General features: G+C 69.2%; 26 protein-coding genes. 1 reads left to right on the forward strand and 25 read right to left on the reverse strand.

From position 1 onward, the window contains the following. Nucleotides 1-3: 3 nt before the first annotated feature. The 6 genes from DXT68_RS16520 to rpsF all read right to left on the reverse strand — a co-directional run bounded on the left by DXT68_RS16520 (nucleotide 4) and on the right by rpsF (nucleotide 5,054). A complete protein-coding gene (locus tag DXT68_RS16520; protein ID WP_045253953.1) occupies nucleotides 4-1,218 on the reverse strand; it encodes an ROK family transcriptional regulator in 1,215 nt (404 codons plus the stop codon). Between the two features lie 324 nt (nucleotides 1,219-1,542). Beyond that, nucleotides 1,543-2,886 (reverse strand): replicative DNA helicase, encoded by a 1,344-nt coding sequence (gene dnaB / locus DXT68_RS16525; protein ID WP_167541592.1) that lies wholly within the window; start codon nucleotides 2,884-2,886, stop codon nucleotides 1,543-1,545. A gap of 512 nt (nucleotides 2,887-3,398) precedes the next feature. After that, nucleotides 3,399-3,851, reverse strand: a complete 453-nt coding sequence (rplI, locus tag DXT68_RS16530) for a 50S ribosomal protein L9 (RefSeq protein WP_045253955.1) — start codon at nucleotides 3,849-3,851, stop codon at nucleotides 3,399-3,401. Nucleotides 3,852-3,862: 11 nt separating this feature from the next. After that, nucleotides 3,863-4,117, reverse strand: coding sequence for a 30S ribosomal protein S18 (gene rpsR / locus DXT68_RS16535; protein ID WP_045253956.1), 255 nt, complete (start codon nucleotides 4,115-4,117; stop codon nucleotides 3,863-3,865). 50 nt (nucleotides 4,118-4,167) lie between these two features. Then, on the reverse strand, nucleotides 4,168-4,680 hold the full coding sequence (locus DXT68_RS16540; protein WP_045253957.1) for a single-stranded DNA-binding protein: 513 nt from the start codon (nucleotides 4,678-4,680) through the stop codon (nucleotides 4,168-4,170). A gap of 5 nt (nucleotides 4,681-4,685) precedes the next feature. Then, nucleotides 4,686-5,054 (reverse strand): 30S ribosomal protein S6, encoded by a 369-nt coding sequence (gene rpsF, locus DXT68_RS16545; RefSeq protein WP_045253958.1) that lies wholly within the window; start codon nucleotides 5,052-5,054, stop codon nucleotides 4,686-4,688. Nucleotides 5,055-5,283: 229 nt separating this feature from the next. Here rpsF and DXT68_RS16550 point away from each other — a divergent pair, with 229 nt between their 5' ends. Continuing rightward, on the forward strand, nucleotides 5,284-5,988 hold the full coding sequence (locus tag DXT68_RS16550) for a hypothetical protein (protein WP_045253959.1): 705 nt from the start codon (nucleotides 5,284-5,286) through the stop codon (nucleotides 5,986-5,988). A 201-nt stretch (nucleotides 5,989-6,189) separates the two neighbouring features. On the opposite strand, the gene DXT68_RS16555 is transcribed toward DXT68_RS16550, so the two are convergent. The 19 genes from DXT68_RS16555 to DXT68_RS16645 all read right to left on the reverse strand — a co-directional run bounded on the left by DXT68_RS16555 (nucleotide 6,190) and on the right by DXT68_RS16645 (nucleotide 26,595). After that, the gene (locus DXT68_RS16555; RefSeq protein WP_216822641.1) at nucleotides 6,190-7,146 is read right to left on the reverse strand and encodes a ribokinase; all 957 of its coding nucleotides are present in this window, start codon (nucleotides 7,144-7,146) and stop codon (nucleotides 6,190-6,192) included. Nucleotides 7,147-7,150: 4 nt separating this feature from the next. After that, entirely contained in the window at nucleotides 7,151-8,146 is a 996-nt protein-coding gene (locus DXT68_RS16560) for an ADP-ribosylglycohydrolase family protein (protein WP_045253960.1), read from the reverse strand. Next, entirely contained in the window at nucleotides 8,143-9,138 is a 996-nt protein-coding gene (locus DXT68_RS16565) for an ADP-ribosylglycohydrolase family protein (RefSeq protein WP_045253961.1), read from the reverse strand. The genes DXT68_RS16560 and DXT68_RS16565 overlap by 4 nt, the downstream gene beginning before the upstream one ends. After that, on the reverse strand, nucleotides 9,135-10,514 hold the full coding sequence (locus DXT68_RS16570; RefSeq protein ID WP_045253962.1) for an ADP-ribosylglycohydrolase family protein: 1,380 nt from the start codon (nucleotides 10,512-10,514) through the stop codon (nucleotides 9,135-9,137). Before DXT68_RS16570 ends, DXT68_RS16565 begins: the two co-directional genes overlap by 4 nt. Beyond that, a complete protein-coding gene (locus DXT68_RS16575; protein WP_045253963.1) occupies nucleotides 10,514-11,662 on the reverse strand; it encodes an ADP-ribosylglycohydrolase family protein in 1,149 nt (382 codons plus the stop codon). The genes DXT68_RS16570 and DXT68_RS16575 overlap by 1 nt, the downstream gene beginning before the upstream one ends. Nucleotides 11,663-11,713: 51 nt before the next feature. Then, nucleotides 11,714-13,006: an ABC transporter substrate-binding protein gene (locus tag DXT68_RS16580; RefSeq protein WP_045253964.1), complete on the reverse strand. Its 1,293-nt coding sequence runs from the start codon at nucleotides 13,004-13,006 to the stop codon at nucleotides 11,714-11,716. 53 nt (nucleotides 13,007-13,059) lie between these two features. Continuing rightward, entirely contained in the window at nucleotides 13,060-13,968 is a 909-nt protein-coding gene (locus DXT68_RS16585; RefSeq protein WP_230111415.1) for a carbohydrate ABC transporter permease, read from the reverse strand. After that, entirely contained in the window at nucleotides 13,965-14,906 is a 942-nt protein-coding gene (locus DXT68_RS16590; protein WP_045253965.1) for a carbohydrate ABC transporter permease, read from the reverse strand. Before DXT68_RS16590 ends, DXT68_RS16585 begins: the two co-directional genes overlap by 4 nt. After that, nucleotides 14,903-15,925, reverse strand: a complete 1,023-nt coding sequence (locus tag DXT68_RS16595; RefSeq protein ID WP_045253966.1) for a LacI family DNA-binding transcriptional regulator — start codon at nucleotides 15,923-15,925, stop codon at nucleotides 14,903-14,905. The genes DXT68_RS16590 and DXT68_RS16595 overlap by 4 nt, the downstream gene beginning before the upstream one ends. 105 nt (nucleotides 15,926-16,030) lie before the next feature. Beyond that, nucleotides 16,031-16,834, reverse strand: coding sequence for an HpcH/HpaI aldolase/citrate lyase family protein (locus tag DXT68_RS16600; RefSeq protein WP_045253967.1), 804 nt, complete (start codon nucleotides 16,832-16,834; stop codon nucleotides 16,031-16,033). Then, nucleotides 16,834-18,051 carry a CaiB/BaiF CoA transferase family protein gene (locus DXT68_RS16605; protein ID WP_082068908.1) on the reverse strand — a complete coding sequence of 406 codons (1,218 nt, stop codon included), beginning with the start codon at nucleotides 18,049-18,051 and terminating at the stop codon, nucleotides 16,834-16,836. The genes DXT68_RS16600 and DXT68_RS16605 overlap by 1 nt, the downstream gene beginning before the upstream one ends. 51 nt (nucleotides 18,052-18,102) lie before the next feature. After that, nucleotides 18,103-19,131: a FecCD family ABC transporter permease gene (locus tag DXT68_RS16610; protein WP_052677701.1), complete on the reverse strand. Its 1,029-nt coding sequence runs from the start codon at nucleotides 19,129-19,131 to the stop codon at nucleotides 18,103-18,105. After that, the gene (locus DXT68_RS16615; protein ID WP_045253969.1) at nucleotides 19,128-20,159 is read right to left on the reverse strand and encodes a FecCD family ABC transporter permease; all 1,032 of its coding nucleotides are present in this window, start codon (nucleotides 20,157-20,159) and stop codon (nucleotides 19,128-19,130) included. Before DXT68_RS16615 ends, DXT68_RS16610 begins: the two co-directional genes overlap by 4 nt. Then, nucleotides 20,156-21,196, reverse strand: coding sequence for an ABC transporter substrate-binding protein (locus DXT68_RS16620; protein WP_045253970.1), 1,041 nt, complete (start codon nucleotides 21,194-21,196; stop codon nucleotides 20,156-20,158). Before DXT68_RS16620 ends, DXT68_RS16615 begins: the two co-directional genes overlap by 4 nt. A 179-nt stretch (nucleotides 21,197-21,375) precedes the next feature. After that, nucleotides 21,376-22,215: an ABC transporter ATP-binding protein gene (locus DXT68_RS16625; protein WP_045253971.1), complete on the reverse strand. Its 840-nt coding sequence runs from the start codon at nucleotides 22,213-22,215 to the stop codon at nucleotides 21,376-21,378. Further along, nucleotides 22,208-23,029: an ABC transporter ATP-binding protein gene (locus DXT68_RS16630; protein WP_045253972.1), complete on the reverse strand. Its 822-nt coding sequence runs from the start codon at nucleotides 23,027-23,029 to the stop codon at nucleotides 22,208-22,210. Before DXT68_RS16630 ends, DXT68_RS16625 begins: the two co-directional genes overlap by 8 nt. Beyond that, a complete protein-coding gene (locus tag DXT68_RS16635) occupies nucleotides 23,026-23,937 on the reverse strand; it encodes an ABC transporter permease (RefSeq protein WP_045253973.1) in 912 nt (303 codons plus the stop codon). The genes DXT68_RS16630 and DXT68_RS16635 overlap by 4 nt, the downstream gene beginning before the upstream one ends. Beyond that, nucleotides 23,934-24,995, reverse strand: a complete 1,062-nt coding sequence (locus tag DXT68_RS16640; protein WP_045253974.1) for an ABC transporter permease — start codon at nucleotides 24,993-24,995, stop codon at nucleotides 23,934-23,936. The genes DXT68_RS16635 and DXT68_RS16640 overlap by 4 nt, the downstream gene beginning before the upstream one ends. 13 nt (nucleotides 24,996-25,008) lie before the next feature. Next, entirely contained in the window at nucleotides 25,009-26,595 is a 1,587-nt protein-coding gene (locus DXT68_RS16645) for an ABC transporter substrate-binding protein (RefSeq protein WP_045253975.1), read from the reverse strand. Nucleotides 26,596-26,739 lie beyond the last annotated feature (144 nt).

Genomic DNA, 26,739 nt, shown 5'->3' on the forward strand with positions numbered 1-26,739 from the left:
CGGTCAGCGACTGATCATGAGTCGCGACGCCCGCGCCGTGAGCGCATCGTCGAGCACGAGGCACGCGGCCCCCACCGCGGCGGAGTCCGCTCCGATCTGCGAGGGGCGCAGATGCACGGGCTCTGTGGACGTGCTGACGGCGGTGGTGTGCACCCAGTGATCGAGCACCGGCAGAAGCCGCTCGCCGAGCCTCGACCATGCGGGCCCGCCGAGGACGACGATGCCGAGATCGAGGAGGTTGTTCACTTCGACGATCGCCGTCGCGAGGTGCCGCCCCGCGCTGTCGAGGGCCGCGAGCACTCCCTCGTCTCCGGCGGCGGCCAACGACGACAGCCGCTCGAGCTGCATCCGCGCATCGCCCGTGCCGCTCGGCGGTGCCGCGTGCCCGGCCTGCGCCAGGAGCATCCGCGGCTCCATGATCACTCCGATGCAGCCACGGGATCCGCAGGTGCAGATCGGCCCCTCGGTGTCGACGACGATGTGCGCGATGTTGCCGGCGTTGCCCGTCCTGCCGTGCACCGGCGCCCCCGAGACCGAGAGCCCGAGGCCGAGTCCGGCGCCGTAGTAGAGGAACATCGCGTCGGCGAGCTCCTGCCCCGCGTCGAACCACTGCTCGCCGACGACGGTCGCCACGACATCCTTCTCGAGCAGTGTCGGCAGCCCGCTGACCCGCTCCAGCTCCGTGCGCACGGGCACGTTGTGCCACGCAGGCAGGAGCGGCGGGTTCAGCAGTCGACCCGCGTCGCGGTCGAAGGGCCCCGGAGCGGCCACGCCGATCCCGAGCACGCGCTCGGCAGGAAGCCGCGCCTCGCCGATGAGCGACCGGACGCTGTCTCCGAGACGTCCCACGAGTTCATCCGGCGACGCGTCAGCGCCTCCGGGGGTCTGCTCGGTCCTGGCCACGACAGCGCCGGCGGCATCGACGACCACGATGGTGTCGACGGCCGGGTCGAGGTGCACACCCACCGCGTAGCGGGAGTCCGATCGCAGCGCGAGGAGCGTGCGCGGCTTTCCGGGACCCGAGATGACCTTTCCGGTCTCCTCGATCAGCCCTTCGTTGGCCAGCCGGCGAGTGACATTGCTGAGCGTCTGCGTCGACAGCCCGGTGCGTTCGGCGAGCTCGCTGCGGCTGAGCCCCTCTTCGGAACGGCGGATGAGGTCGAAGACGAGCGCCTGGTTGTAGACGCCCACAGCAGGGAGGTTCGATCCGCGCTGCATATTCCGCTCCTCACCCGTGCGCACCCGTCAGCGCGTGAATCTCATGATCGCCGCGCAGCACCGCACCGGTCAAACCCGGGCCCGCATGTCCGAGCCTAGGGCGGGGAGCGGCGACGAGCTCTGTTGCGGAAGGTACTACCCGAAGAGCCAGTCCACCTCGGTCTTCTCGGACCGCCAGTCTCGATACTCGAAGAGCAGGTTGACGTACGTGGTGAGAATCGCCACGAGACCGGAGATCGCGGGCCATCTCCGACATCGGGCTCCGCTGCACGGGGTCAGCTGGATCAGGTCAGCTGGATCAGGTCAGCTGCGCGAGGTCGACGATCAGTTGAAGTCGCCGCCCGGCGCCATGTCGTGGAAGCGCGAGTAGTGGCCCTGGAATGCGACGGTGATCGTCGCCGTCGGACCGTTACGGTGCTTGGCCACGATCAGGTCGGCCTCGCCCGGGCGGACGTCCTTGTCGTACACCGAGTCGCGGTGCAGCAGGATGACCATGTCGGCGTCCTGCTCGATCGAGCCGGACTCACGCAGGTCGCTGATCGCAGGCTTCTTGTCGGTGCGCTGCTCGGGCCCACGGTTCAGCTGCGAGAGGGCGATGACCGGGACCTGCAGTTCCTTGGCGATCAGCTTGAGGCTTCGCGAGAACTCCGAGACCTCCTGCTGACGCGACTCGACGCGCTTACCCGACGTCATCAGCTGCAGGTAGTCGATGATGACCATCCGCAGTCCTTCACGCTGCTTGAGGCGACGGCACTTCGCACGGATCTCGACGAGGGTCATGTTGGGGCTGTCGTCGATGTAGAGCGGCGCGTCGTTGATGCGACCTCGCGTCGCGGCGACCGTCGTCCAGTCGCGCGGGTCGAGGTTTCCCTTGCGCATGTTCTGCAGCGGGATCTGCCCCTCGGCGCTGAGCAGACGCATCGCGATCTCGCTCTTGCCCATCTCGAGCGAGAAGAAGACGGAGGGGATGTTGTGCCCGATCGAGGCCGAGCGCGCGAAGTCGAGCGCGAGCGTCGACTTACCCATCGCGGGACGCGCGGCGACGACGATCATCTGACCGCCGTGCAGGCCGTTGGTGAGCTCGTCGAGCTCCTTGAAGCCGGTCGGCACGCCGGTCATCGATCCGTCGCGCCCGCTGGCCGCCTCGATCTCCTCGAGCGCCGCGTCGACGGCGATCTGCAGGGGGACGTAGTCCTCGGCCGTCTCGGACCCGGTGATCGAGTAGATCTCCGCCTGGGCGTTGTTGACGATGTCGGTGGCGTCGCCCTGCCCGTCGTACCCGAGCTGCACGATGCGCGTGCCCGCGTCGACGAGGCGGCGCAGGATGGCGCGCTCCGAGACGATCCCGCCGTAGTAGCCGGCGTTCGCGGCCGTGGGGACGATCGAGGTGAGGGTGTGCAGGTAGTCGGCGCCGCCGGCGCGACTCAGCTCGCCCGTCTTGATGAGCTCGTCGGTGACGGCCACCACGTCGGTCGGCTCACCGTGCGAGTACAGCGACAGGATCGCCTCGAAGATGAGCTCGTGCTTGGGGATGTAGAAGTCCGCGCCCTTGAGCGTCTCGATGACGTCGGCGACGGCGTCCTTCGAGAGGAGCATTCCGCCGAGGGCGCTCTGCTCGGCGAGCAGGTCGTGGGGCGGGGTGCGCTCGTGCGACCGCTTGCTGCCCATGCGGTCCTCTGAGATGTCGGCGATCGACACGCTGCTCCCTTCTCTGCGACGGTCCTCCGGCGGAGCCGAGGAGTCGGCGGCGCGCGGGGCACTCGGTCGAGAATGCCTGTCTGCGCAGCAAACCAGGCACGTCCGACATCGGGTCGCTGGACCACGCTACGAGCGGCGGTTTCGGGTCGCAACACAGGCTGTGGATAACTCTGTGGAGAGCGTGCGAACAAGTCCGGAGAGTCTGTGCAGAACGGGTGTGGATAACCCGGTGGAGTACCCGAAGTTGAACCTTGAAATATCGCTTTGACCAGGTATTTATCGTTTCCCCACCCTGTGGATGAGAATGCGCTTCAACCGCACATTGAAGGTTGAGGGAATCCCAGACGAGATGTGTACAACCTGGGGAAAGTCAAGCTGGATTTTCACCGGGCGCGTCACGCTCCGCAGCCCGGAGAACAGGCCCCCGAAGACGCAGAACACCCCCTGTCCGGAGGGACAGGGGGTGTTCAAGACGTCGCGCCTTACTTGGCGGCGACGACCTGCAGCGTGATGACTGCGGTCACGTCGTCGTGCAGACGAACCGTGGCCTCGTGCTCGCCCGTGACCTTGATGGGCGACGGGATGTGCACCTTGCGCTTGTCGATCGAGCCGAGACCCGCGGCTGCGACAGCATCCGCGATGTGATCGGTCTTGACCGAGCCGAAGAGGCGACCCTCGTTGCCGGCCTTGACGGCCAGGCGCACCTTGGTGCTCTCGAGGGAGTTCTTCAGTGCCACGGCCTCGTCGCGGTCGTGGATCGCACGCGCCTGACGAGCAGCCTGGATCGAAGCGACCTGCTTTTCGCCACCGCGGGTCCACGCCGTAGCGAAGCCCTGGGGGATGAGGTAGTTACGGGCGAACCCGTTCTTGACCTCGACCACGTCACCGGCACTGCCCAGCCCGGCGACCTCGTTCGTGAGAATCAGCTTTGCCATCTCGATACCCCTTACCGGCCGGCGCCAGCGTAGGGCAGGAGCGCCATCTCGCGTGCGTTCTTGATCGCCGTGGCGATCAGACGCTGCTCCTGCACCGAGACACCGGTGATACGACGGGCGCGGATCTTGCCGCGCTCCGAGACGAACTTACGGAGGGTGGAGACATCCTTGTAATCGATGACTCCGACCCGGATCGACTTCGCGGGAGCGGCGTTCTTCGCGCCCTTCCGCGGCTTGCGGCGGTCGCCGCTCGACTTTCCAGCCATTGTTTTTCCTTAGTTTTGAGACAGATGCCGAGGCATCCGGAGATCCTGTTTCAGAAGGGGGTGTCGTCGCCGAAGCTGCCCGGAGTGCTCCAGGCATCGGCACTGGTCGACGAGCCGGGCGTTGACCACGGCTCCTCCGACACCTGCTGCTGCTGAGCGGGACGCGACTGTCCGCCGCCACCGCCGCCGCCACCGTTCGAGGCCGCACGGGTGACCTGTGCAGTCGCATACCGGAGCGAGGGGCCGATCTCGTCGACCTCCAGCTCGATAGCGGTGCGCTGGTTGCCCTCGCGGTCCTGGTAGGAGCGCTGACGCAGACGGCCCTGCGCCATGACGCGCATGCCCTTGGTCAGCGAACCCGCCACGTGCTCGGCGAATTCACGCCAGACCGACGCACGGAGGAACAGCGCTTCGCCGTCCTTCCACTCGTTGGCGGCGCGATCGAAGTTCCGAGGCGTCGAAGCGATGGTGAAGTTCGCCACCGGCAGTCCGTTCTGCGTGTACCGCAGCTCGGGGTCGGCCGTGAGGTTGCCCACCACGGTGATGACTGTTTCGCCGGCCATCGGACTCAGGCCTTCGCAGCCTTGGCGGCCTTGCGGGCAGCCTTCTCTTCGGTGCGCTTGGCTTCGGTCGCGACCATCGCCTGAGCTTCCTCGGAGCGGAGGACCTTGGTGCGCATGATCTGCTCGTTCAGCTTCAGCTGACGATCGAGCTCCTGCGTGGCCTCGCTGGTCGCGGTGAAGTTGACGACGGCGTAGATGCCCTCGTTCTTCTTCTGGATCTCGTACGCGAGACGGCGCTTGCCCCAGATGTCGACCTTGTCGATCGAACCGCCATCGTTGGTGATGACCTTGAGGAACTTGTCGAGCGTAGGAGCGACCTGGCGCTCATCGATCTCGGGGGTCAGAATGACCATGAGTTCGTACTGGTGCGTCACTTACCCACCTCCTTCGGACTAGAACGGTTTCCGAGGATTTCCCGGAAACAGGAGGGTGTGTGCACGTCATCCGCCGTGACATCCCGAATGGATGCCGGAAGGCAGACAACCTTGACAGTGTAGCGGAGAAACCTCCGTGTCGCCTCCACCCGGGTCGCCGAGGACTTGGCAAGCTTGGTGCCGTGCATGCCGACAGGCATCGCACGCACACGACCGAAGGGGGAACGCCATGCGCGTCAACAAATGGGGGGTCGGCCTCGTGCTGGCCGCCAGTGTCCTGCTCACGGGCTGCACCGCAGGTGCCGAGGAGCCCACCGATCCGAAGCCCTCCGCGGCGGCGGAGGAGACCACCGCACCCGCACCCGCATCCGACTGCCCCGAGCTCTCCGAGGGGGCCACCGTCGACGGTGCAGCCCTGGGCCCCTGCATCTCCGACGCGATGCAGGACACCGCCGGATACACCGCGAAGACCACGCTCCTCGGCATGGAGACCAACGCGCGGTACAACCCGCAGAACAAGGCCGTCGAGACGACGACGCCGATGGGATCGCTGATCGTGATCGGCGACGACGCCTGGGTGAAGTCGTCGACGAGCGACTGGCAGGTCGCCGACCCGAACTCCAGCGACCCGATCATCGCGGCGCTCAGCAGCGGTGCGGTCGCGGCCGCGAGCACCGATCCGGCCGAGACCGCAGGCGCCCTGACCGGCGACTTCACCGTCACCGGCACCGGCACGCGCCTCGGCCAGGAGGTCTACATCGTCAGCGGGACCTCCGCCGCTCAGGGCGTGGACGTCGACGTGACCTTCGAGGTGACGAAGGACTACGTGGTGCTCGCCACGAGCGGCACCACCGAGGCCGCCGGCCAGAGCATCGAGAGCTCGCTGGAGATCACCGAGTGGGACGTCGCGCAGGACATCGTCGCGCCGCTCTGATTCATGCGCGAGAACCGAGGGCTGGGGCGCGCGCCCCGGCCCTTCGTGCGTCTCGGGCGAGCGCGGCTCGGGCCGGACGCTTGTCGGGCCGCGTGCGGTGGCGGCGGCGGTTCACAACTCCTCAAGAACGGGTCCATCCGGGCTGATCCGGGCTGGAGGGAGCCGGAGTCGCGCGTATCTTGAGGAGTTGTGAACGCCGCATCAGGCGCTCCAGGCGCGGCTCTCGAGCAGTTCCATGATCTCGTCGAGGCGGGGAGCGGATGCCGCGGCCCCCGACCGCTGCACGCACAGGGCCGCGGCCGCCGAGGCGAACGGCACGGCCGCCGCGAGGGGGTCTCCTGCCGCGAGGCGGGAGACCAGTGCCCCGCAGAACGTGTCGCCCGCGGCGGTCGTGTCGACGGCAGTGACCGGGAACGCGGGGATCCGCGTCGCCTCGCCCGCGGAGAGGACGAGCGCGCCCTCGGAGCCGAGCGTCACGACGACGGTCCCGACGCGTGCGGCGAGGAGGCGCGCGGCATCGGCGACAGCGGCACCCCCGACCCCCTCGACCGGTGCCCCCGCGAGGTCGAGGCACTCGTGCTGGTTCACGATCAGCACATCCACGAGAGCCAGCTGATCGTCCGAGAGCGGCCTGCTGGGTGCGGCGTTGAGAACGGTCGTCGCCCCGCGCTCCTTCGCCGAGCGGAACGCCGACAACACGGCGTCGAGCGGCACCTCCAGTTGCGCGAGGACGAGGTCGCCCGAGCCCGCCGACGCGAGAGCGGATGCCGCCTCCGCGGTGATCGCGGCGCCGTCGCCGTTGGCCCCGGCGACGACGACGATCGCGTTCTCGCCGTCGTCGGCGACCATGACGAACGCCGTGCCCGTGGGTCGCTCGGAGACGCTGAGTCCCGCGCGCACCCCCTCTTCGATGAGCACTCCGCGGAGTCGCTCACCGGCCTCGTCGTCGCCCACGGCTCCGACGAACGTGGTCGAGGCTCCAGAACGGGCAGCGGCGACCGCCTGGTTCAACCCCTTGCCACCGGGGCCGCTCGCCGCCCCGGTGGCGAGGATCGTCTCGCCCGGGCCGGGGATCCGCGGCATCGACACCGAGGTGTCGTGGTTGGCGCTGCCGAGCACGATCACTCCCACGTCGGGACCCCCGATCCTCCCGAGCACAGGGTCATCGTGCGATGGCCTCCCTGACGGTGAGCCCAGCCAGGTCCGGGATCCCCAGACCCGTGAGCCGGATGCCGTCGGCATCGAGCCCCGCGGGGATCCACTCCTCGCCGAACAGCACGGCCGCCGCCGCTCCCGCCAGTGCTGGGAGCGATGCGGCGTTGCGCGGCTGTGCGAGCGCGCCGAGCAAGAGGTCGTCGGCATCTGTCGCGGTCGCGACGTGAGCGAGCAGGAAGCCGAAGGTCTCGGGCGCCGCGATCGGGTAGCTGTAGACCCAATCACCGACCTCCGTACTCAGGCGTCGCGCCCGATCGAGAGGACCGTTCGCCTCCGCCGCGACGCGCAGCGATGTCTCGGCCATGCTCCGGCTCCAGGTGTCCTCGGGCAGCTCGTCGACCGCGAGGGCTACGGCATCCGCTGCCGTGGCCCCGTCGAGCAGCGACTCGAACAGGACGGCGGAGGCGCGAGCGCACCAGACGCCGTCGAGCGAGTGCGTGATGGCGGCATCCGCCTCCGCCGCGTCGACCGCACCGTTCCCGCGGTGCACGGCGACCGCGGCGAGCGCGCGCACGGTGGCGATGTCGTCGAAGTAGTGCGCGTTGTCGTGCCCGGACTGCGGAGGAACGGCTCCGTGGCGGAGGTTCTGCAGCGCGAGCTTCGTGCCGATGCGGGCGCGGAACCCTGAGGCGGGGTCCTCCTCGATCTCGGCGAGATGCCGCCACTCGGTGAGGTCGAGACCCCTGGCGTGCTGACGGGCGGAGAACGCGAACCACTCGACGTTCTCACCCGCGCCGGGGTGCAGCGTGGTCGGAGGGGCGGCGTGGGTGAAGGGGCGGGGCACGGTGGTGGTGCGGTCCTCGTCGCCCAGCTTCGCCAGGATCCGCACGCGGTTCACGCGCTTGGGGGGAAGGGCGTAGACGCGGAAGTCCGCGTTCATGGAGGACGCCGACTCCCCGGCGACGATGCCCCGGGTGAACAGGTCGATCAGGGGGGTGGTCATGCGCGCGCCTCCTCGACGATGCGGGTCAGGGTGTCGGCGGCGTCCAGGGGGTGGATTCCGGCCATCGACCGGATGCACGAACCGACGACGGGCCGCAGCCCTGACACCCACTCCTCGGGCAGATCGCCGATGCCGGAGATCGCGCCTCCGATGCAGCCGGCGATCGCAGCGGTCGTATCGGCGTCGCGTCCCATGTTGACCGCGAACAGGATGCTGTCGGCTGCGCGCCCTTCGGCGTGCAGCACCGAGGCCATCGCGAGGCCGACGGCTTCGGGCGCGAGGTCGGCCCAGAAGTAGTCGGCGACGGCGAGACGGTCGTGGAGCGCGAGCGCGAGCGCGTCGTCGTCGAGTCCGGAGCGGACCAGGTCGCGCGCATCGCGCAGGTTGCGGGCCGTCCAGCTGTCCGCGGGGATCGCGGCGAGCCCGGCGTCGTAGCAGGCGGCAGCATCCGCTCCGGTGAGAGCGCTAGTCACGGCGACCGCGACGACCACTCCGGCCCAGATGCCTTCGGTCGTGTGGCTCACTGCACCGTCGGCCTCAGCCAGGCGGCGGGCGAGTTCGACATCGCCGTCGGCGACGATGCCGAGCGGGCTGACCCGCATCGCGAGTCCGTCGCTCCAGCCGTGCATGGTGTCGCCGCTCAGGGGCGGGCGGATGCCGCGACGCAGATTGTCGATCGCGGCCATCTCGCTGAACCCACCGCCCTTGAAGTCGTCTGCCTGCGGGAGCACGTCCTCGATCCAGGTCTGCGCGAAGTCGTCGGCGGTGGCGTTCACGCCGACACGCTGCACGGTCTTCGCGGTCAGCAGGGCGTATTCGGTGTCGTCGCTGCCGGCCGGTTCCGGATCGAGGTAGCCGGTCACGCGTCCGTGGGCGGCCTGGATCTCCGCGGCGGAGAAGCCTTCGACCGGTCGCCCGATCGCATCGCCGATGGCGAGCCCGGCGAGCGAACCGCGCGCGCGGTCCTGCAGGGTGGGCGTGGGAGGGGTCATGACTGTCCTTGTCTCTGGGAATGAGCGGAGTGGGCGGGGACCAGCGCGAGGGTGCGGCGGGCGAGGTCGTCGATCTCGACCCCGTCGAGCCCGGGAAGGCTCGTCGCGATGCGGTTCTGCAGAGGATCGATGAAGCGGGCAGGCAGACCGTCGACGCCGGCGAGCCCGCCGAGCACCGACCCGACCGTGGCTCCCGCCGAGTCGGTGTCCCACCCCGTGATCACCGCCAGCGGCACGCCGCGTGTGAAATCTCCGCCGCTGCGTGCCAGCGCGAACGCGATGAGCGCAGCATTGTTGATCGTGTGCACCCAGTGCAGGTGTCCGTAGGCGTCGTGCAGCGCGTCGATCGCTGCGGAGTCGTCGAGGTCGCCCCGCCCGAGCGCGGTACCGAAGGCGATGGCCTCCTCCAGGTCGCTCCCGGCGGGAACGGCGGTCGCTGCGAGATCGAGCACCTCGTCGACGGATGCCGCGACCAGCGAGGCCGAGGTCAGCGCCGCCGCCCACATCGCTCCCCACAGTCCGTTGCGGGTGTGGCTGAGGCGGGCATCCGTCCAGGCCATGCGGGCGGCCTCGGTGATGTCACCGGGGTTGATCCAGCCATACACGTCGGTGCGGATGAGGGCGCCGATCCACTCGCGGAACGGGTTGCGCACGCGAGCCGCCTCATCCGGGCGATAGCCGTCGAGGAGGTTGCGGTACGCGATCCGCTCGGCGGTGAAGGTGCGTCCCGCTGGCAGGTCAGCCAACCACGCCTGCGCGACGTCGTCGGTCGTGAACCCGCGGCCCGCGGATTCGAGCACCCGCAGGTTCAGGAGCGGGTAGTTGAGATCGTCGTCCTCGGGCATCCCGGCGATGTTCTCGACCAGGGAGTTGACCGCCGAGCGACGGTTCCACGGCCAGCGCCGCGCGACGTCGTCGGGCAGCCCGCGGGCGGTGAAGTAGTCCGTGAGCGGCCAGCGACCCGTCGCCCGCAGGATCTCCTCGATCCCCGCCCTCGGGATCTTCTCGACGGGCTTGCCCCACAGGCAGCCGGCCGACCGTCCGGCCCACGCGCCGTGGATGCGGGCCCGCAGCACGGCGTCATCCGGCATCGCGATCCGTGCGGGCACGCCGGTGAGCACGGCCAGCACCTCGCCCCACGTCGCCAGCTCGGGCTCCTCGGCGGCAACTGCGTCGAGTTCGATCAGCAGCGCGCGGGCCAGCGTCCGGAGGTCGTCGGATGCCGCGGTCGCCGTCGCCCCGCCGCGCACGGGGTCGAGTGCGCCGCCCGCAGCCGTCCAGCGGGCGGCGATCGCCTCGACGTCCTTGCCTTCGGCGTGCGCCTGCACCAGCTCGTGCGGCAGCAGGTCTTCCGGCTGGGCCCAGGTCAGGCGCATCACGCCTCCCGGAGCGAGGCCACGCGGCGCAGGTCGGCCTCGGCCCGAGCCGCGTCCTTCTGCATGACATCCACCGCGACGCTCGACAGCAGCGCGGCGTACTCATCGAAGTCGACCCGGCTGGCAGCGGCGATCGTCTGGAGGATGTCGGACGGGATGACCGCCTGACCACCGATGCCGGCGGCGAGGCTTCCGGCCATCGATGCGATGGAGTCGGAGTCGCGACCGTAGTTCACGGCGCCGAGCACGGTGGGCAGGAACGCTCCCTCATGCGCGACGAGGAAGCCGAGCGCGACGGGCAGCTCCTCGATCGACTTGGTCCGGGACGGCACCCGCGCGTCCATGAGCGGCTCGCGATACGCGTCGCCCACGGTGTCGAAGGGCCGGATGGCATCACGCAGGGCGAGCCCGATCTGCTCCTCATCGGCGTCTGGCCCCAGGCCGCGGGCCGCATCGACCACCGCCCGGATCGCCGCAGCGGTGCCGTCGTGGGCGACGCGCAGCGCGGCGTCGATCACCGAGTCGACCGTGGCATCGAGAGCCACGGAGGCGGCTACCGCGGCGGCGAACACCCCTGCGGCCTCACGCCCGTAGCTCGACTGGTGAGCCCCGGCGACGTCGATCGCCTCGGCGTACGCCGCCTCCGGGTTGCCGGCGTTGATGATGCCGACGGGTGCCATGTACATCGCGGCACCGCAGTTGACCACGTTCCCGACGCCCGCCTCCCGTGGATCGACATGGCCGTACTGCAGACGGGTGACCAGCCACTTCTCGGCCAGGAAGATGCGCTGCAGCAGGATCGACTCGCGCTCGAGCTCGGGGATCCAGCGGATCTCGGTCTGCAGCAGCGGCACCAGCAACTCGGCGATGGCGAACGCGTCGATGTGGTCCCGGCGCTCCGCGTACACCCGGATCAGCGCCTGTGTCATGAGGGTGTCGTCCGTGATGTGCCCGTCGCCCTTGTGATACGGGCTGACCGGTCGAGCGGTCTGCCAGTCCGGATGGTAGGGCGGCACGATGCCCGTGATGGGGCCTCCGTAGCGCTCCTTGATCTTCTCCGGACTGAACCCTTCAGCCGCTCCGCCCAGGGCGTCGCCGATGGCCGACCCCGCCAGTACGGCCGCGGTGCGTTCCCGAATCCAGCTCATGCCATTCCTCTCCTAGAGGTGGGGCGGACGCATGCATCCGCCCCACCGTCGTCAACCGTTGACCTGTGCCCAGCCGTCGTCGAGCTCGGACGCCAGCCCCTTGTCGTCGATCTCCCCGCCCAGGAACTTCTGGAACGCCGGAGTCGCGACGGTGTCCTTCCAGCGCACGAAACCGTTGGCCTGCAGGAACACCGGTCCGTCGAGGCCCTCGGCGGACTGCACGATCTCCGGCCAGCCGTTCTGATCGGCCGTCTGCTCGGCGAGAGCCTCACGGGCCGAGATCGTCGTGGGGATGAGTCCGTCGGCGATGTTCATCTTCACGAGGTTGTCGGTCTGCATGAAGTAGTCGAGGAACTTCGCGGCCTGCTTCTGATACGGCGAGTCGATGTTGATCGACAGCGTCTGCGGGTTGGCGGCCTGCACCGCGCCCTCGGAACCGGCGAGCGGGGGCAGCACGACCCAGTCCATGTCGGCCGGAGCGTCGGTGGCGATGTTCGCCACCTGGTACGAGCCCTGTACCGTCATGGCGGCCTTGCCGGCGTAGAACGTCGCCAGCACATCGGAGCCCGACTGCGTGACGCCGATCGGGTCGACAGAACCGTCCTCGATCATCGACCGCACGCGGTTCGGCACCTCGAGGTCGGCATCCTTCACGTCGACCTTCATGTCGTCGCCCTCGCCGGTGAAGTACTCGGAACCGAAGCCCATGCCGAGGCTCATGAACGCCGCGGTGGGGCTCTTCAGCCCCCAGGTGATGCCGTGCACGTCGCCCGACGTCGTGGCCTTGGCGATCTCGTCGAGCTCATCCCAGGTCATGGAGTCGCCGGTCGGGATCTCCACGCCCGCCGCCTCGAGCAGCTTCTTGTTCGCGAACACGACGTAGGTCTGCAGCTCTGTCGGGGCGCCGATCATCTGATCGTCCACGGTGACCGAGGCGAGCACACCGGGGTCGATGTCGTCGATGGTCTCCTTGCTGAGCAGTTCGCTCAGGTCGGCGAGGTAGCCGTCTCGCGCGAAGGGCACGATGCCGAGCACCTCGTAGTGGATGATGTCCGGCGCCACCTCACCGGCGAACTGCGTCGTCAGCTTGTCGTCCAGGCTGTCGGTCGGCGCCTGCACGATCTCGACCTGGATGTCGGGGTTGTCATCGTTCCAGGCATCCACGATCTCCTTGGTCGCCTCGATCGCGGCCGGCTGGTCGGAGAAGGACTGGAAGGTGATCGACACCGGCTCGCCGTCGCCGGCGTCGTCGGCCGTGTCGCCGCCCGCGGAGCAGGATGCGAGGGTCAGCGCCGTCACCGCGGCTGCGGCGAGCGCGATGGACGCGCGATGAAGCTTCTTCACTTCATACCTCTTTCTTTATGTGATGGGAATTGCGGGAAGTCCATGGGCTCAGCTCAGCCCTTGACGGCGCCGGAGAGCAGGCCGGTGGCGAGACGCTTCTGCAGCAGCGTGAAGAACACGATGCTCGGGATGCTCGACAGCAGCGCTCCGGCTGCGAGCGGCCCGACCGCGACCTTCCCCTCGCCTCCGACGAACGTGCTGAGCGCGATGGGGAGGGTGTAGTTCTCGGGGGATTGCAGCAGCACCAGGGCGAAGAAGAATTCGTTGTACGCCGAGACGAAGCTGAACATCGCGGTCGCCACCAGCCCCGGCATCAGCAACGGGAACACGACTCTCTGCAGCGTGCGCGCCTTGTTGGCTCCGTCGATCGATGCGGCCTCCTCGATATCGAACGGGATCGCGGCGACATAGCCCTGCAGCATCCAGAGCGAGAACGGCAGGGTGTAGACGGAGTAGACCGCCACGAGCCCGAGCAGGGAGTCGACCAGGCCGACGGACCGCAGGATGAAGAACAGCGGGATGACGATGAGGATCACCGGGAAGATCTGGCTCACCAGGATGTAGCCCACCCCGATCGAGCGGAGCTTGCCCTGGTACCTCGCCATGACGTACGCGCCGGGGATCGAGAGCAGCGTGACGATGATGGTCGTGGCGATCGCGACGAGGAGGCTGTTGCCTGCCGCACGCACGAGGCCCTGGCGTTCCAGCGCCACCACGAAGTTGTCGATCGTGGGCTGCAGCGGAAACAGGTTGACGGCGAGCGAGTTGATCTCGGCGGAGGACTTGAAGGCGGTCGAGATCAACCACAGCAGGGGGAATCCGAGGAAGAGGAGGAACCCCGCGAGTGCCACGTACTGCAGGATGCGGACCAGCGGCTTCTTCGTGCGCCGGTTCATCGACCTGCGCTGCTTCTTCGTCGTGTTCTGGGTGACCATGGTGCGGGTGACGGTGCTCTGAGTCATCGCGGGCTCCTCTCAGGACGCAGTTGACGCCACAGGGCGATCACCAGGATCACGACCAGGAAGATCACGATGACGTCGCCCATCGCCGCCGCCCCTCCGGTGTTGCGGGATTTGAATGCCTCGAGGTAGGTGAACAGCATCGGCAGCATGGTGCGACCGCCCGGACCGCCCTCGGTCATGACGTAGACGATGCCGAAGGAGTTGAAGTTCCAGATGAAGCTGAGGCTGGCGATCGAGAAGATCACGGGACGCAGTGCCGGCAGGGTGACGCTCACGAACCGGCGCCACGTGCTCGCCCCATCGACGGCTGCCGCCTCGAGGAGCTCTCCCGGCACCTGCTGCAGGCCGGCGAGCAGCACCACGGTGTTCTGCGGCATGCCGACCCACACCCCGACGAGGATGACGGCAGGCAGTGCCAGCCCGAAGTCGCCCAGCCAGTTGATGTTCTCCGGCCCGCCCAGCGATTCGATCAGCCAGTTCAGCGGCCCGTTGGTCGGCGAGTAGATCATCTGCCACATCACGGCGACGACGACGGGCGGCATCGCCCACGGAATCAGCGCCAGCACGCGGGTGATGCCGCGGAAGCGCAGATCCGTGTTGAGCAGCAGCGCGAGGCTGAGTCCGCCGATCAGCTGCAGGGCGGTCACGGTGACGGCCCAGATCATGCCGATGCCGAACGACTGCCAGAACTGCGTGTCGGAGCCGAGCTTGATGAAGTTCTCGAATCCGATGAACTGCGTCTCATGGTGCCGGGCCAGGCGGGAGTCGGTGAACGCCGTGGCGACGCCGATGAACAACGGGATCACGCTGAGCGCGAGGATCGGGATCAATGTGGGGATGACGAGACCGATCGCCTCGTTGCGGCGCGAGCGGGCGAGTCCGCCCGGCCGGGGCGCGATGCTCTTCGCGGTGGTGGTCTTTGCAGCTGTGGTGCTCACGCGGATTCCCCGATCGTCGACGCTCGGATGACGAGCGTGGCCTCGACCGTCTGCCGCCGCGTCGGACGCGAAGGATCGGCGAAGCGCTCGCTGAGCATGCGCGCGGCGATCCGTCCCCGTCGCTCGGACTGGAGAGAGACCGAGGTCAGCGGCGGGCTGTAGAGCGCGGCGAGGTCGGTGTCGTCGATGCCGGTCACGGCGATGTCCTCCGGGACCCGCAGGCCCTGACGGCGGATCGCATTGATGGCGCCGATCGCGATCAGATCGTTCGCGCAGACGATCGCGTCGATCTTGTCGCCGCTCTCCGTCGTCGCGGCGAGCAGCCGCTCGGCGGCATCCACCCCTGCGCCGACGGTGAAGTCGGCCGCGGTGATCTGCAGGGCCTCGGTGCGCACGAGGCCGTGCCGCTCGACGGCGGCGGCGAATCCGGCGCGGCGCGCTGCTCCCGGATTGGTGTTGCCCGGCCCGTTGATCACGCCGATCCGGGTGCGCCCGATCTCGACGAGGTGGTCGACGACCATCCCGACGGCGACCGCGGAGTCGACGAAGACGCTGTCGATGCTGAGCTCGGAGTGCAGGGTGCCGATGACCACGACCGGTACGACCGTGTCGGCGAGCGCCTGGCGAAGCGCGGGGGTGACGCGAAGGGGCGAGATGATCAGGCCGTCACCGGCCCCCATGCTCAGCATGCGGACGAGTTCGACGGTCTGATCGGGCCGGCGCCCGGTCGCCGAGACGCTGATGCGCGTCGTCTCCCCGAGCTCCTCTTCGATGGCCCGCAGCATCTGCACGTAGTTCGGGTTGCCGATGTCGTCGACCGCGAAGACGACCTGCGGATGACCGCCCAGACGCAGCGAACGAGCCGTGGCGTCGGGCAGGTAGCCGATGCGCTTGGCAGCCAGGCGCACTTTGCGCACCATCTCCGGACTCGCAGATCGACCGGTGAGGGCACGAGACGCGGAGGCCAGCGAGACGCCGGCCGCGGCGGCGACCTCGTGCAGAGTCGGCTTCGTTCCCATGATCCTCCTCGTCGAGCGGAAACGTTTCCAACACTCAATTTTGGAAACGTTTCCAAATCGGCGGTGGTTGGGCTCCAGGGAATCTAGGCGGACTCCCCTCGGCTGTCAAGACCTCGGTTCGATCGACCCCAGGATCCGCTCGGCGCGCCCCCGCATCGCGGGGTCGACCATCTCGCCGGAGGCGAGCGTCGCGACTCCTCCCCGCCGAACGGCGGAGAGGACCTCCCGCGCCCAGGCCACATCGGCATCCGTCGGGGCGAAGACCGCATCGATCACCGGGAGCTGCAGCGGATGCGCGGCCATGCGGCCGAACAATCCCAGATCGGCTGCGCGGCGGGTGTCGTCGGCCAGCCCTTCGAGGTCGCGGATCGCGGGATACACCGACGCCATGGGGGCCGGCAGCCCCGCGGCGCGCGCCGCGAACAGCATCGACAGCCGCGCGTGAGTGATCATCGCCTCCCCTCCCCCGACCTCGCTGCGCAGATCGCTCTCCCCGAGCGCGAGGGCGACGACGGCCGGATGCTGAGCGATCTCCACGGCGTTGACGACGCCACGAGCGGATTCGAGCAGTGCGATGAGCGGTCGACCCGGAGCGAGCGCGACCGCCTGGTCGAGATCGCGGGTGCTCTCGACCTTCGGCAAGCGGATGCCGACCTCAGGAGCGAGTGCGCAGACGGCCCGCAGATCCTCTTCGTCGCCCGCGTTCACACGCACCTGCGCGGCCGCGCTGCCCCTCCGTCCGTCGCGGAACCACTCGGCCACGGCGTCGCGCGCCGCCGACTTGCGCTCGGGTGCCACTGCATCCTCGAGGTCGAACACCACCAGACCCGCGCCGCTGTCCTCCGCCGAGCGGAAGCGATCGGGGCGGTCTCCCGGCACGTAGAGTCCGGTGCGGTAGCGGGCGGTCATCACACCACCCCTGCGCCGCGGAGGTCTGCGATCTCGGCATCCGAGAATCCGGCGCCCCGGAGCACCTCATCGGTGTCGGCGCCGTGGGCTCGTCCGGCCCAGCGGATCGCCCCGGGGGTGCGCGAAAGACGGAAGAGTACGTTCTGCATCGCGACGTCGCCGAGGTCTTCGTCTTCGACGCGCACGATCGTGCCCAGAGCCTGATACTGCGGATCCTCGACGACACCGCGTACGTCGTAGACCGGAGCGATGGCCGCTGATGCCGCCTCGAACACCGCCACGACCTCGTCGGCGTCGTGAGCTCCGATCCAGGACTGCACCGCCTCATCGAGTTCATCGGCGTGCAGCGCACGCTCGTGTCCTGACCGGAACCAGGGCTCCTCGATGAGCTCGGCGCGGCCGACGACGGTCATCACCCGTTCGGCGATCGACTGCGAGCTCGTCGACACCGCCAGCCACACGCCGTCGCGCGACCGATAGACGTTGCGCGGCGCGTTGTTGACCGAGCGATTCCCGGTGCGGGGCTGCACCACGCCCAGTTGATCCCACGCGGTGATCTGCCCACCCAGAAGCATCAGGATCGGCTCGATGATCGCCATGTCGACGACCTGCCCTCGGCCGTCGCGCTCGGCACTGCGCAGCGCGGCCATCACGGCATAGGCGGTGGCGAGAGCGGCGATCCCGTCGGCGAGACCGAACGGGGGCAGCGTGGGAGGCCCTTCCGGGTCACCGGTGAGTGCCGCGAAACCGCTCATCGCCTCGGCGAGACTGCCGAATCCGGGGCGCCCGGCGTAGGGACCGAACTGTCCGAACGCGGTCACTCTGGCCAGCACCAGCCGAGGATTCGCCTCCTGCAGACGTTCGGGCGAGAGCCCCCAGCGTTCGAGCGTGCCGGGGCGGAAGTTCTCGATCATGACGTCGGCGTCGGCCACCAGGCGCAGCAGCACCTCGGCGCCGGCGGGCTCGCTCAGGTCGATCGTCACGGTGCGCTTGTTGCGCCCGAGCGTCTTCCACCAGAGGTTGACGCCGTCCTTCTGGGGTCCGTGCCCCCGCGAGGCATCCGGACGTATCGGGTGCTCCACCTTGATGACGTCCGCACCGAAATCCCCGAGGAAGGTCGCCGCCAACGGTCCGGCGAACAGCGTGGACACGTCGAGCACGCGCACCCCTTCGAGGGGTGCCTGTGGAACAGTTCTCAAATCTTCCCGGTCCGGCACCGAGACATGATAGTCACACGCCCGCCGGGGATCGACCCTCCGGCCGCGGACTCAGAACCGTCGTCGCGCCGTGCGCACCACGAGGAACATCAGGTACACCCCGCCGAGAACGAGGGTGACGACGCCGACCGGCAGCGCGTGCTTCGGCACGGCGTTCTGTCCGATGATGTCGGCGAGCGAGAGCAGCGTCGCTCCCATCAGCGCGGTCGCGATCAGGTGCGCGGGGCCGTTCTTCGCGATCAGCTTCGCGAGGTGCGGAGCGGCGAGTGCGATGAACGCGATGGGACCGATCACCGCTGTCACCACACCGATCAGGCCGACCGCGATGGCCACGAGCCCGGCCTTGGTGAGACCCATCCGTCCGCCCAGGCTGGTGCCGATGTCGTCGCCGAGCTCGATCAGCCACAGTCCGCGCTGCGCGAGCCACAGCACAATCATGAGCACCGTCACGACCGCGATCGGCAGCAGGGCTTGCGCCCAGCCAACACCGTTGAGCGATCCGGCATCCCAGATCGCCGCGGAGACCGCCACCTCCCGTCGGGCGCGCAGCAGCATCCAGGCGTTGACCGCCGCGAGAACCGCGCTCACCCCGATGCCGACGATCACGATGCGGTATCCGAGAGCTCCTCGACCGGCGATGAGCAGGGCCACGAGCGCGGCGGTGCCGAAGCCGCCGAGGATCGCGCCGATCGCGACGGCGACCCCCGATCCGCTGCCGCCGGTCATCACGATCAGGGCGCCCGTGTAGGCGCCGGTCGTCAGGCCGATCACGTCGGGGCTGCCCAGCGGATTGCGGGTGATGGTCTGGAACACGGTTCCCGAGAGCGCGAGCGCGGCTCCGAAGAACACCGCGGCGAGCGCCCGCGGCAGACGCCAGTCGACCACGACCATGCGGATGCCGCCGTCGGTCTCGAACAGGGCCTGGACGACCCTGATCGGTGACAGCACGGTGTCGCCGATCGACAGGCCTGCGACGAACGAGGTGAGCAGCGCGGCCACGAGGATGCTCATCGCGATGCGGCCCCGGCGATCGAGCGTGCGTCGCGCCTGCCGCAGGGACATCCGGGTGTCGGCGCTCACAGCTGCACCGGGTTCCTGCGGCGGCCGATCCCGATGAGGAAGGGAGCGGCGACGAACGCCATCACGATGCCGACCGGCACCTCCTGCGGAGCGATGATCACCCGGCCGATCACGTCGCCGAGCACGACGACGATCGCCCCGATCACCGCCGCGAGCGGCACGATGGCCTTCTGCGAGGCGCCGACGACTCCGCGCGCGATGTGCGGGGCGGCCAGGCCGAGGAACGCGATCGGACCGGCGATCGCGGTCGCCGTTCCCGCGAGCAGGGTGACGGCGACGACGGCCGCGGCACGCAGCCGGCCGATCCTGACGCCCAGCGCCGCCGCCGTCTCGTCGCCGAGGGCGAGCACGTCGAGGCCGCGGGTCATCAGCAGCGCGACGGCGAGCCCGAGGGCGATCATGGGTCCGGCCGCGAGGAGGATCGAGAGGTCGCGTCCGGCGAGCGCGCCCGATTCCCAGCTGCGCATCTGCAGGAAGGCTGTGGGGTTCAGCAGCACGAGTGCGGTGGTGATGCCGCCGAGCACGGCCGCGAGCGCGACGCCCGAGAGGATGAGCGTCACCGGACTGCCGCCGCCTGCGGCCCCGAGCAGCACCACGGCGATGGTCGCCACGAGCGCTCCGGCGAGGGCGAACGCCATCAGGTGGGGAAAGTCGCGGATGCCGAGGGCGGCGACGGCGATCGCGACCGCCACGGAGGCTCCGGCATTCACGCCCAGGATGCCGGGGTCGGCGAGGGCGTTGCGGGTGAGGCCCTGCATGACGGCGCCCGCGGCTCCCAGCGCGAGGCCGACGACGAGTCCGAGCACGGTGCGCGGGATGCGCGACTCGCGCACGACCAGCTGGAGGTCGCTGCCGTCGAACCGGAGGATCGCGTCGAGTGCGGTGTCGAGCCCGACCATCTTGGTCCCGACGGTCAGGCCGACGAACGCGGCCGCGACCAGCGTGACCGCGGCGAGCGCGACGACGAGCGCGACCCGCCGGGTGGACACCCGGTGCGGATCGCGGCTCGTACGTGCGGGTGCGGTCACTCGGCGGTGCGCGCCGGTCCGTCGCCTGCCACGGCATCCGCGAGTGCGGGCACGAGGGCGTCGAGGACGTAGGGAAGGCTCAGTGCCGAGGTGAAGTAGATCGCCCCGGCGGTGACGCCGTCGGTGTAGACGACCGACGAGTTCTGCATGGCGCTGATCGCGGTGACGAACGGCTCGTCCTCGAGGGCGGCGATGTCGTCGTCCGACTCGGTGCCCCAGATGAGCACGTCGGCGGAGTTGAGCACATCGAGGTTCTCGACCGGGATCGTCGCCTGTCCGCCCGAGGTGTCGTCGGGCGCGTAGGCGTCGATGTCCGACGGGATCGTGAAGCCGAGGTCGGTGAGGAAGTCGGTGCTCAGGCCGTCCTGGTAGGCGATGGCCGCGCCGTCGTAGATGGCGTTCTGCAGGAACACGATCGACTTTCCGGCGAACTCCGGGTGGGCGGCGGCGGCCTCCGCGAACTGCGCGTCGATGTCGTCGACGAGCTTCTGCGCCTCGTCCTTCAGGCCGACAGCCTCGCCGATCTGCAGCGTCTGCACATCCCACGGCTCGAAGTACATCGAGTAGTCGCCCGAGTGCGCGATGGTGGGTGCGATGTCGGAGAGGCGGTCGTAGTCCTCCTCCGTCATCCCCGCGTTGGTGCCGATGATGAGGTCGGGGTCGAGCAGGGCGATGGCCTCGAAGTCGAGTCCGTCGGTGGTGGTGAGCACCTCGGGCTCCGAGTCGCCGCGCGCCTCGTCGGCCCAGGGCCAGGAGGCGAAGTCGTGCCCGCCGTACCATTCGGTGACGCCGACGGGCTTCACGCCGAGCGCCCACAGGGTGTCCTGCTCGGTGACGCCGACGGTCACGACGCGCTGCGGCTGCTCGGGGATCTCGGTGTCTCCGTAGGCGTGCTCGACCGTGACCGGGAACGCGTCGGAGTCGACCACGGGGGCGCCCTCGGCGTTCTCGGTGGCGGGGGCGCACGCGGTCAGGGCCGCTGCGGAGACGACGGCGACGAGGAGGGCGCCGAGCGCCCTGGTGCGGGTGAGTGGCATGGAGAGACCTGTTCGCTCAGATAAGGGTTGCCTAAGCTTATCCAGAAGCGAGCGGGCCACGCATCGGTGAGACGTTCGGGAGGAGAACTCGCCCTCGGGAGGAGGCTCGAGCCACAGGGACCCTCCCGAGGGCGAGTCTTCCTCCCGACGGCGCGAGCGAGCGAGCGAGCGAGCGCAGCTCAATCGATGACGGGGGCGATCTCCGACCAGACGGTGCGCTCGTTCGTCGACGGGGCCACCGGGATGCGGCCGGCACCGTCGGGTTCGGGGATCGCGGCGAGCAGCGCCTGGGTGTACGGATGCCGGGGCGCAGACCACACGCGATCGGTGGCCCCCGCCTCGAGCACTCGGCCCGCGAACATCACGAAGGTGCGGTCGGCGATGCGCCGCACCACCGCGAGGTCGTGCGAGATGAACAGCATCCCCGCGCCGGCCTCGGCGACCAGGTCGCGCATCAGCCCGGCGACGCTGGTCTGGGTCGAGGCGTCGAGAGCCGAGATCGGCTCGTCGGCGACGAGCAGCGACGGGCGGGCGGCGAGCGCCCGCGCGATCGCGAGGCGCTGCTTCTGACCGCCCGAGAACTGGTGCGGGAATCGCGTGGCGACCTCGGTCGGCAGCCCGACGCGGTCGAGCCACTCGGCGACGGTCGACCCCTCCGCGCCGCGGGCGCGGGCCGTGGCGATGCCGTCGGCGATCTGATCGCCCACACGACGGCGCGGGTTCAGCGAGGTCGAGGGATCCTGGAACACCATCTGGATGCCGGTGAGCGCGAGGTCTCGGCGGCGGATGCCGAGCGGCTTCACCGGGGCGCCACGGAAGCGGACCTCTCCCCCGGCGAGCTTCTCGATGCCGACGACCGCCCGCGCGAGGCTCGACTTGCCGCTGCCCGACTCGCCGACCAGCGCCACGGTCTCGCCGGGTGCAACGGTCAGGGAGACGCCGTCGACGGCGACCACCGGCGGGCTGCCCGGGTATCGCACGACGACGTCCTGCGCGTCGAGAACGGCGACCTCACTCATCTGCAGCCTCCTCAGCGGCATCCGCGATCTCGATCTTCGACCCCGGCAGCGCGGCGAGCAGCGTGCGGGTGTACTCGTGCTGCGGGTCGCGGAACAGCGTCTCGCGGTCGGCCCGCTCGACGATGCGTCCGTTCTTCATGACCGCGACCTCGTCGGCGATCGCGCTCATGACGCCGAGGTCGTGCGTGACGAGCAGCACCGCGAGGTCGCGCTCGGTCGCGAGATCGCGCAGCAGGCGAAGGATGCCGGCCTGCACCGTGACGTCGAGCGCGGTGGTCGGCTCATCGGCCAGCAGCACCTCGGGGTCGCACGCGAGGGCGCAGGCGATCGCGATGCGCTGGCGCTGACCGCCCGAGAACTGGTGCGGGTAGCGCTTCAGCGCGGCATCCGGGTTCGGCACCTGCACCGTCTCGAGCAGCTCGACGGCCCTGGCCTTCGCGGCCTCACCGCGCAGGCCCAGGTGCACGCGCATGTGGTCGGTCAGCTGCCGGCCGATCGGCAGCTGCGGGTGCAGCGACGCCGACGGGTCCTGGAAGATCATCGCGATGCGACGGCCGCGGATGCGGTTGAGCGCCCGACGGCGCATGCCGACCAGCTCCTCCCCCGCGAGCGTGATGGATCCTCCGGTGCGCGCCTGCCGGGGCAGCAGGCCGAGCACGGCGAGCGAGGTGAGCGTCTTGCCCGACCCGGACTCACCGGCGAGACCGTGGATGCGACCGGCCTCGAGGTCGAGCGAGAGGCCGTGCACGAGAGGACGCCCGATGTCGATCGTCAGGTCGCGGATGCTCAGCGCGGGTGTCGTCGAGACGGTCATGCCGCCGCCCCCTTCGCGGATGCCACGTGCTCGGCCTGCTTCTCGTGGGTGACCTCGGCCGTCGGGTCGAGGATGTCGCGCATCGCGTCTCCCAGGAAGTTGAAGGCCAGCACCACCGTGAGGATCGCGAGTCCCGGGAAGACACCCAGCCACCAGGCGTCGAAGTTCTGCATGGCGGCCGAGATCATCGACCCCCACTCGGCGGTCGGCGGCTGTGCGCCGAGGCCGAGGAACGAGAGGCCCGAGAGCAGCAGGATCGCGGCGCCGATGTCGAGCGTCGCGAGCACCAGCACGGGGCCGGCGATGTTCGGCAGGATGTCGACGAACAGCGTCCGCAGCGGAGAGTGGCCGAGCAGGCGCCCGGCGATCACGTAGTTCTGCCCGCGGAGTCCGAGCACGATGCTGCGGGTGACGCGCGAATACTGCGGCCAGGAGACGACGATCGCCGCGATCACCGCGTTGAACAGCGACGGCCCGAGCGAGGCCGCCACGACCATCGCGAGGATGACCGTGGGGAACGCCATGAACAGGTCGGTGATGCGCATCAGCGTCTCATCGACCCAGCCGCCGAAGTAGCCGGCGACCGCGCCGACCACCGTGCCGATGACCATCGCCGCGATCACGAGCATGAGTGCGAGCGGCAGGCTCACGGTGGCACCCGTCATCAGGCGGGAGAAGATGTCGCGGCCGTTGCCGTCGGTGCCCAGCAGGGTGTCGATGCCGGGGGCCTGCAGGCGAGGGAGCACCTGCGCGTTCGGACCGAACGGCACCCACCACTGGGCGGTGAAGGCGACGATGATCCACGCGCCGGCGATCACCGTGCCGATCACGCCGAGGGGCGTGCGCCAGGCGCGCGGCCAGCGGAACCGGAACCGCCAGGGGCCGGATGCCGAGTCGATGCGGCTCATGCGATCCTCACTCTCGGGTCGAGGACGCCGTAGAGCAGATCGACGACGAAGTTGATGAGGAGGTAGATGACCCCGACGACGAGGCCGACGCCCATGATGCCGGGGAGGTCGAGATTCGCCGCCGAGTTGTAGGCGTAGGTGCCCAGGCCCGGCCATGCGAACACCGACTCGACGAGCACCGTGCCCGACAGCAGCGAGCCGAAGGCCACGCCGACGACGGTGAGGATCGGCAGGGAGGCGCCCCGCAGCACGTAGTCGAGGATCACGCGCATCGCGGGAAGACCCTTGGCCCTGGCCGCGCGCACGTAGTCGCTGCCGAGCACTTCGAGCACCGACGTGCGGATGAAGCGGGTGAGCAGTCCGATCGTGACGAGCGAGAGCACCATCACCGGGAGAGCGAGGTGGGCGAGCGCGTCGGCGAACCCGACACCGTCGCCGTTGAGCAGGTAGTCGACGGTGTAGAGCCCGGTGATACGGGGCGGAGGGGTGATCGAGGGCGAGATGCGCCCGGATCCCGGGGCGATCCGCAGTTCGAGGAAGAACACGTAGAAGCTGACGAGAGCGAGCCAGAAGGTCGGAACGCTCAGTCCGATCAGTGTGACGATGCGGATGACCTGGTCGGTGACGAGGCCGCGACGGTACGCGGCGAGGGTGCCGAGCACCACGCTGACGGCGAGGCTGAGGATGATGGCGCCGATCGCGATCTCGATCGTCGCCGGCACGGCCGTTGCCAGGTCGCTGGTGACCGGTCGCCCGGTCACCAGCGATCGCCCGAGGTCGCCGCGCAGCAGGTTCCCCATGTAGATGAAGTACTGCACGAAGAGCGGCTGATCCAGACCCTGCGCCTTGATGAACGCCTCGCGCGTCGCCGGGTTCTGCGACGCGCCTTCACCCAGCGCCGCCGACACGGGGTCGCCGGGCACGAGATTCGTCAGCGCGAAGGTCACGATCGTGACCCCCACCAGAAGCAGCAGGGAGGTGCCGATCCTGCGCAGCAGGTATCCGACGAGCGGAGACCTGCGACGCTGTGCCTGCCGTCGCACGGCCACCGTCGTCATGTGCGTGCTCCGCTCAGCCGGCAGGCGTGATCTCGGCGATGTCCATCTCCCACACCGAGTTGTACACGGCGCCGGTGACGGCGTCAGCCGTGGCGATGTTGCGACCCGGGACGATCAGCGGAACGAAGGGGCCGTCGGCCTGCATCGCCTCGGCGAACGAGGTGAAGGCGTCGCTGCGCTGGGTCTCGTCGGCCGCTGCGGCGGCCCCGGCAGCGATGCCCGCGATCTCGGGGTTCGCCTCGGCGGCCCATCCTGCGCGCAGTCCGACCTTCAGGCCCGGAGCGAACGGGAGGAAGTTCGCGGAGTCGGCGTAGTCGGGACCCCAGAACCAGAGACCGAAGCCCTCGGTGCCGTTGACGTAGGCGTCGAGCTCGGTGGCGAACGGCGCCGGAGCGAGCTCGACCGTGATGCCGGCATCCTTCAGCTGCGCCTGGACGCGCTCGGCGAGCGGGGTGAACTCCACACCTCCGACGGGGTAGTCGTTCGGGAACTGCAGCTTCAGGGTCTGGCCGGTGTAGCCGGCCTCCGCCAGAGCGGCCTTGGACTTGTCGAGGTCCTGCTCCACGCCGCTGTCGAGTGCGCCCTCGAATCCGGGAGGGATGACTCCGGTCGCCTGCACGGCGCCCGCACCCGCGAGCTCGAGCAGCGCGTCGTAGTCGAGGGCGTAGCGGATCGCCTCGGCGATCTTCACGTTGGCGAGGTCACCCGCGACGGCCTCGGACTGGTTCAGCAGCAGGAAGATGGTCTGGCCGGAGGGCACCGACTCGACGTTCAGTCCGTCGCCGAGGCCCGAGACCTGGTCGCCGTTCAGGTCCATCGCGACCATCGAGTCGCCGCCCTTGAGGTTCGCGAGCTGCGTGGCGCTCTCCGAGACGTTGCGCACGACGACGCGGCCGTATGCGGCCTCCTCGTCGCCGTCGTACTCGTCGCTCTTGGTCAGCACGACCTGCGACGAGAGGTCGAGGGTGTCGAGCACGAACGGACCGGAACCGGCCGACGTGCCGTCGAGGAACTCCTGCGCGGTGTCGGAGCCGTCGGTCGTTCCGCCGTTCTCGATCACGACGTCGGAGTTCACGATGCCCAGCGCCGGGTTCGCGAGGATCGCCGGCAACTGCAGCAGCGGCGTCTCGGAGGTGATCGAGATCGTCTTGTCGTCGACCTCGGTGATCGTCAGTCCGCCGAGGAGGAAGTTGGGCTTGGCCTCGGTCATGCCCTGGATGCGCTGCAGGGTGAAGACGACGTCCTTGGCCTCGATCGGCGAGCCGTCGGAGAAGACCCGGTCGCCCTCGAGCGTGAACGTGAACTCGGTCGCCTCGTCGTTCTGCTCCCACGAGGCGAGTCCGGGAACGGGGGTCGACACGTCGGAGCCCTCGAAGTCGACGAGGGTCTCGTAGAGCGCCTTCGCGATCATGTTGCCGGTCGGGTCGTAGGTGTGGCCGGGGTCGGTCGTCTCGATCGAGAACGCGGTGTCGATGACGAGCGAGTCGGAGCCTGCGGAGTCGCCCCCGGTGTTCGCCGAGTTGCCACCGGAGCAACCTGCGAGAGCGAGGAGCGCGACAGCTCCGATCGCGATGACGGACGTGCTGCGACGTGACGACATGGGGGCCTCCAAGGGCGAGGAGTTCATCGGGTTCGGTCGACGCCGGGTGGACGACCGGTGATCAGATTCGCATTGTATGGGACTATGTGTCCAGCAAGAATGCAGGCCGCATCACAGTCTGTCCAAGACCCCTTCCGTGAGGAG

Origin of the sequence: Microbacterium foliorum (assembly GCF_003367705.1) — a bacterium.
In the GTDB taxonomy this organism is placed as follows: Bacteria; Actinomycetota; Actinomycetes; order Actinomycetales; family Microbacteriaceae; genus Microbacterium; species Microbacterium foliorum.

Coding starts and splice junctions, on each gene's coding strand:
- DXT68_RS16520 (WP_045253953.1), bottom strand. CDS start 1,218: ATGCAGCGCGGATCGAACCTCCCTGCTGTGGGCGTCTACAACCAGGCG.
- dnaB (WP_167541592.1), bottom strand. CDS start 2,886: ATGGGCAGCAAGCGGTCGCACGAGCGCACCCCGCCCCACGACCTGCTC.
- rplI (WP_045253955.1), bottom strand. CDS start 3,851: ATGGCAAAGCTGATTCTCACGAACGAGGTCGCCGGGCTGGGCAGTGCC.
- rpsR (WP_045253956.1), bottom strand. CDS start 4,117: ATGGCTGGAAAGTCGAGCGGCGACCGCCGCAAGCCGCGGAAGGGCGCG.
- DXT68_RS16540 (WP_045253957.1), bottom strand. CDS start 4,680: ATGGCCGGCGAAACAGTCATCACCGTGGTGGGCAACCTCACGGCCGAC.
- DXT68_RS16550 (WP_045253959.1), top strand. CDS start 5,284: ATGCGCGTCAACAAATGGGGGGTCGGCCTCGTGCTGGCCGCCAGTGTC.
- DXT68_RS16560 (WP_045253960.1), bottom strand. CDS start 8,146: ATGACCACCCCCCTGATCGACCTGTTCACCCGGGGCATCGTCGCCGGG.
- DXT68_RS16565 (WP_045253961.1), bottom strand. CDS start 9,138: ATGACCCCTCCCACGCCCACCCTGCAGGACCGCGCGCGCGGTTCGCTC.
- DXT68_RS16570 (WP_045253962.1), bottom strand. CDS start 10,514: ATGCGCCTGACCTGGGCCCAGCCGGAAGACCTGCTGCCGCACGAGCTG.
- DXT68_RS16575 (WP_045253963.1), bottom strand. CDS start 11,662: ATGAGCTGGATTCGGGAACGCACCGCGGCCGTACTGGCGGGGTCGGCC.
- DXT68_RS16585 (WP_230111415.1), bottom strand. CDS start 13,968: ATGACTCAGAGCACCGTCACCCGCACCATGGTCACCCAGAACACGACG.
- DXT68_RS16595 (WP_045253966.1), bottom strand. CDS start 15,925: ATGGGAACGAAGCCGACTCTGCACGAGGTCGCCGCCGCGGCCGGCGTC.
- DXT68_RS16600 (WP_045253967.1), bottom strand. CDS start 16,834: ATGACCGCCCGCTACCGCACCGGACTCTACGTGCCGGGAGACCGCCCC.
- DXT68_RS16620 (WP_045253970.1), bottom strand. CDS start 21,196: ATGCCACTCACCCGCACCAGGGCGCTCGGCGCCCTCCTCGTCGCCGTC.
- DXT68_RS16625 (WP_045253971.1), bottom strand. CDS start 22,215: ATGAGTGAGGTCGCCGTTCTCGACGCGCAGGACGTCGTCGTGCGATAC.
- DXT68_RS16630 (WP_045253972.1), bottom strand. CDS start 23,029: ATGACCGTCTCGACGACACCCGCGCTGAGCATCCGCGACCTGACGATC.
- DXT68_RS16635 (WP_045253973.1), bottom strand. CDS start 23,937: ATGAGCCGCATCGACTCGGCATCCGGCCCCTGGCGGTTCCGGTTCCGC.
- DXT68_RS16640 (WP_045253974.1), bottom strand. CDS start 24,995: ATGACGACGGTGGCCGTGCGACGGCAGGCACAGCGTCGCAGGTCTCCG.
- DXT68_RS16645 (WP_045253975.1), bottom strand. CDS start 26,595: ATGTCGTCACGTCGCAGCACGTCCGTCATCGCGATCGGAGCTGTCGCG.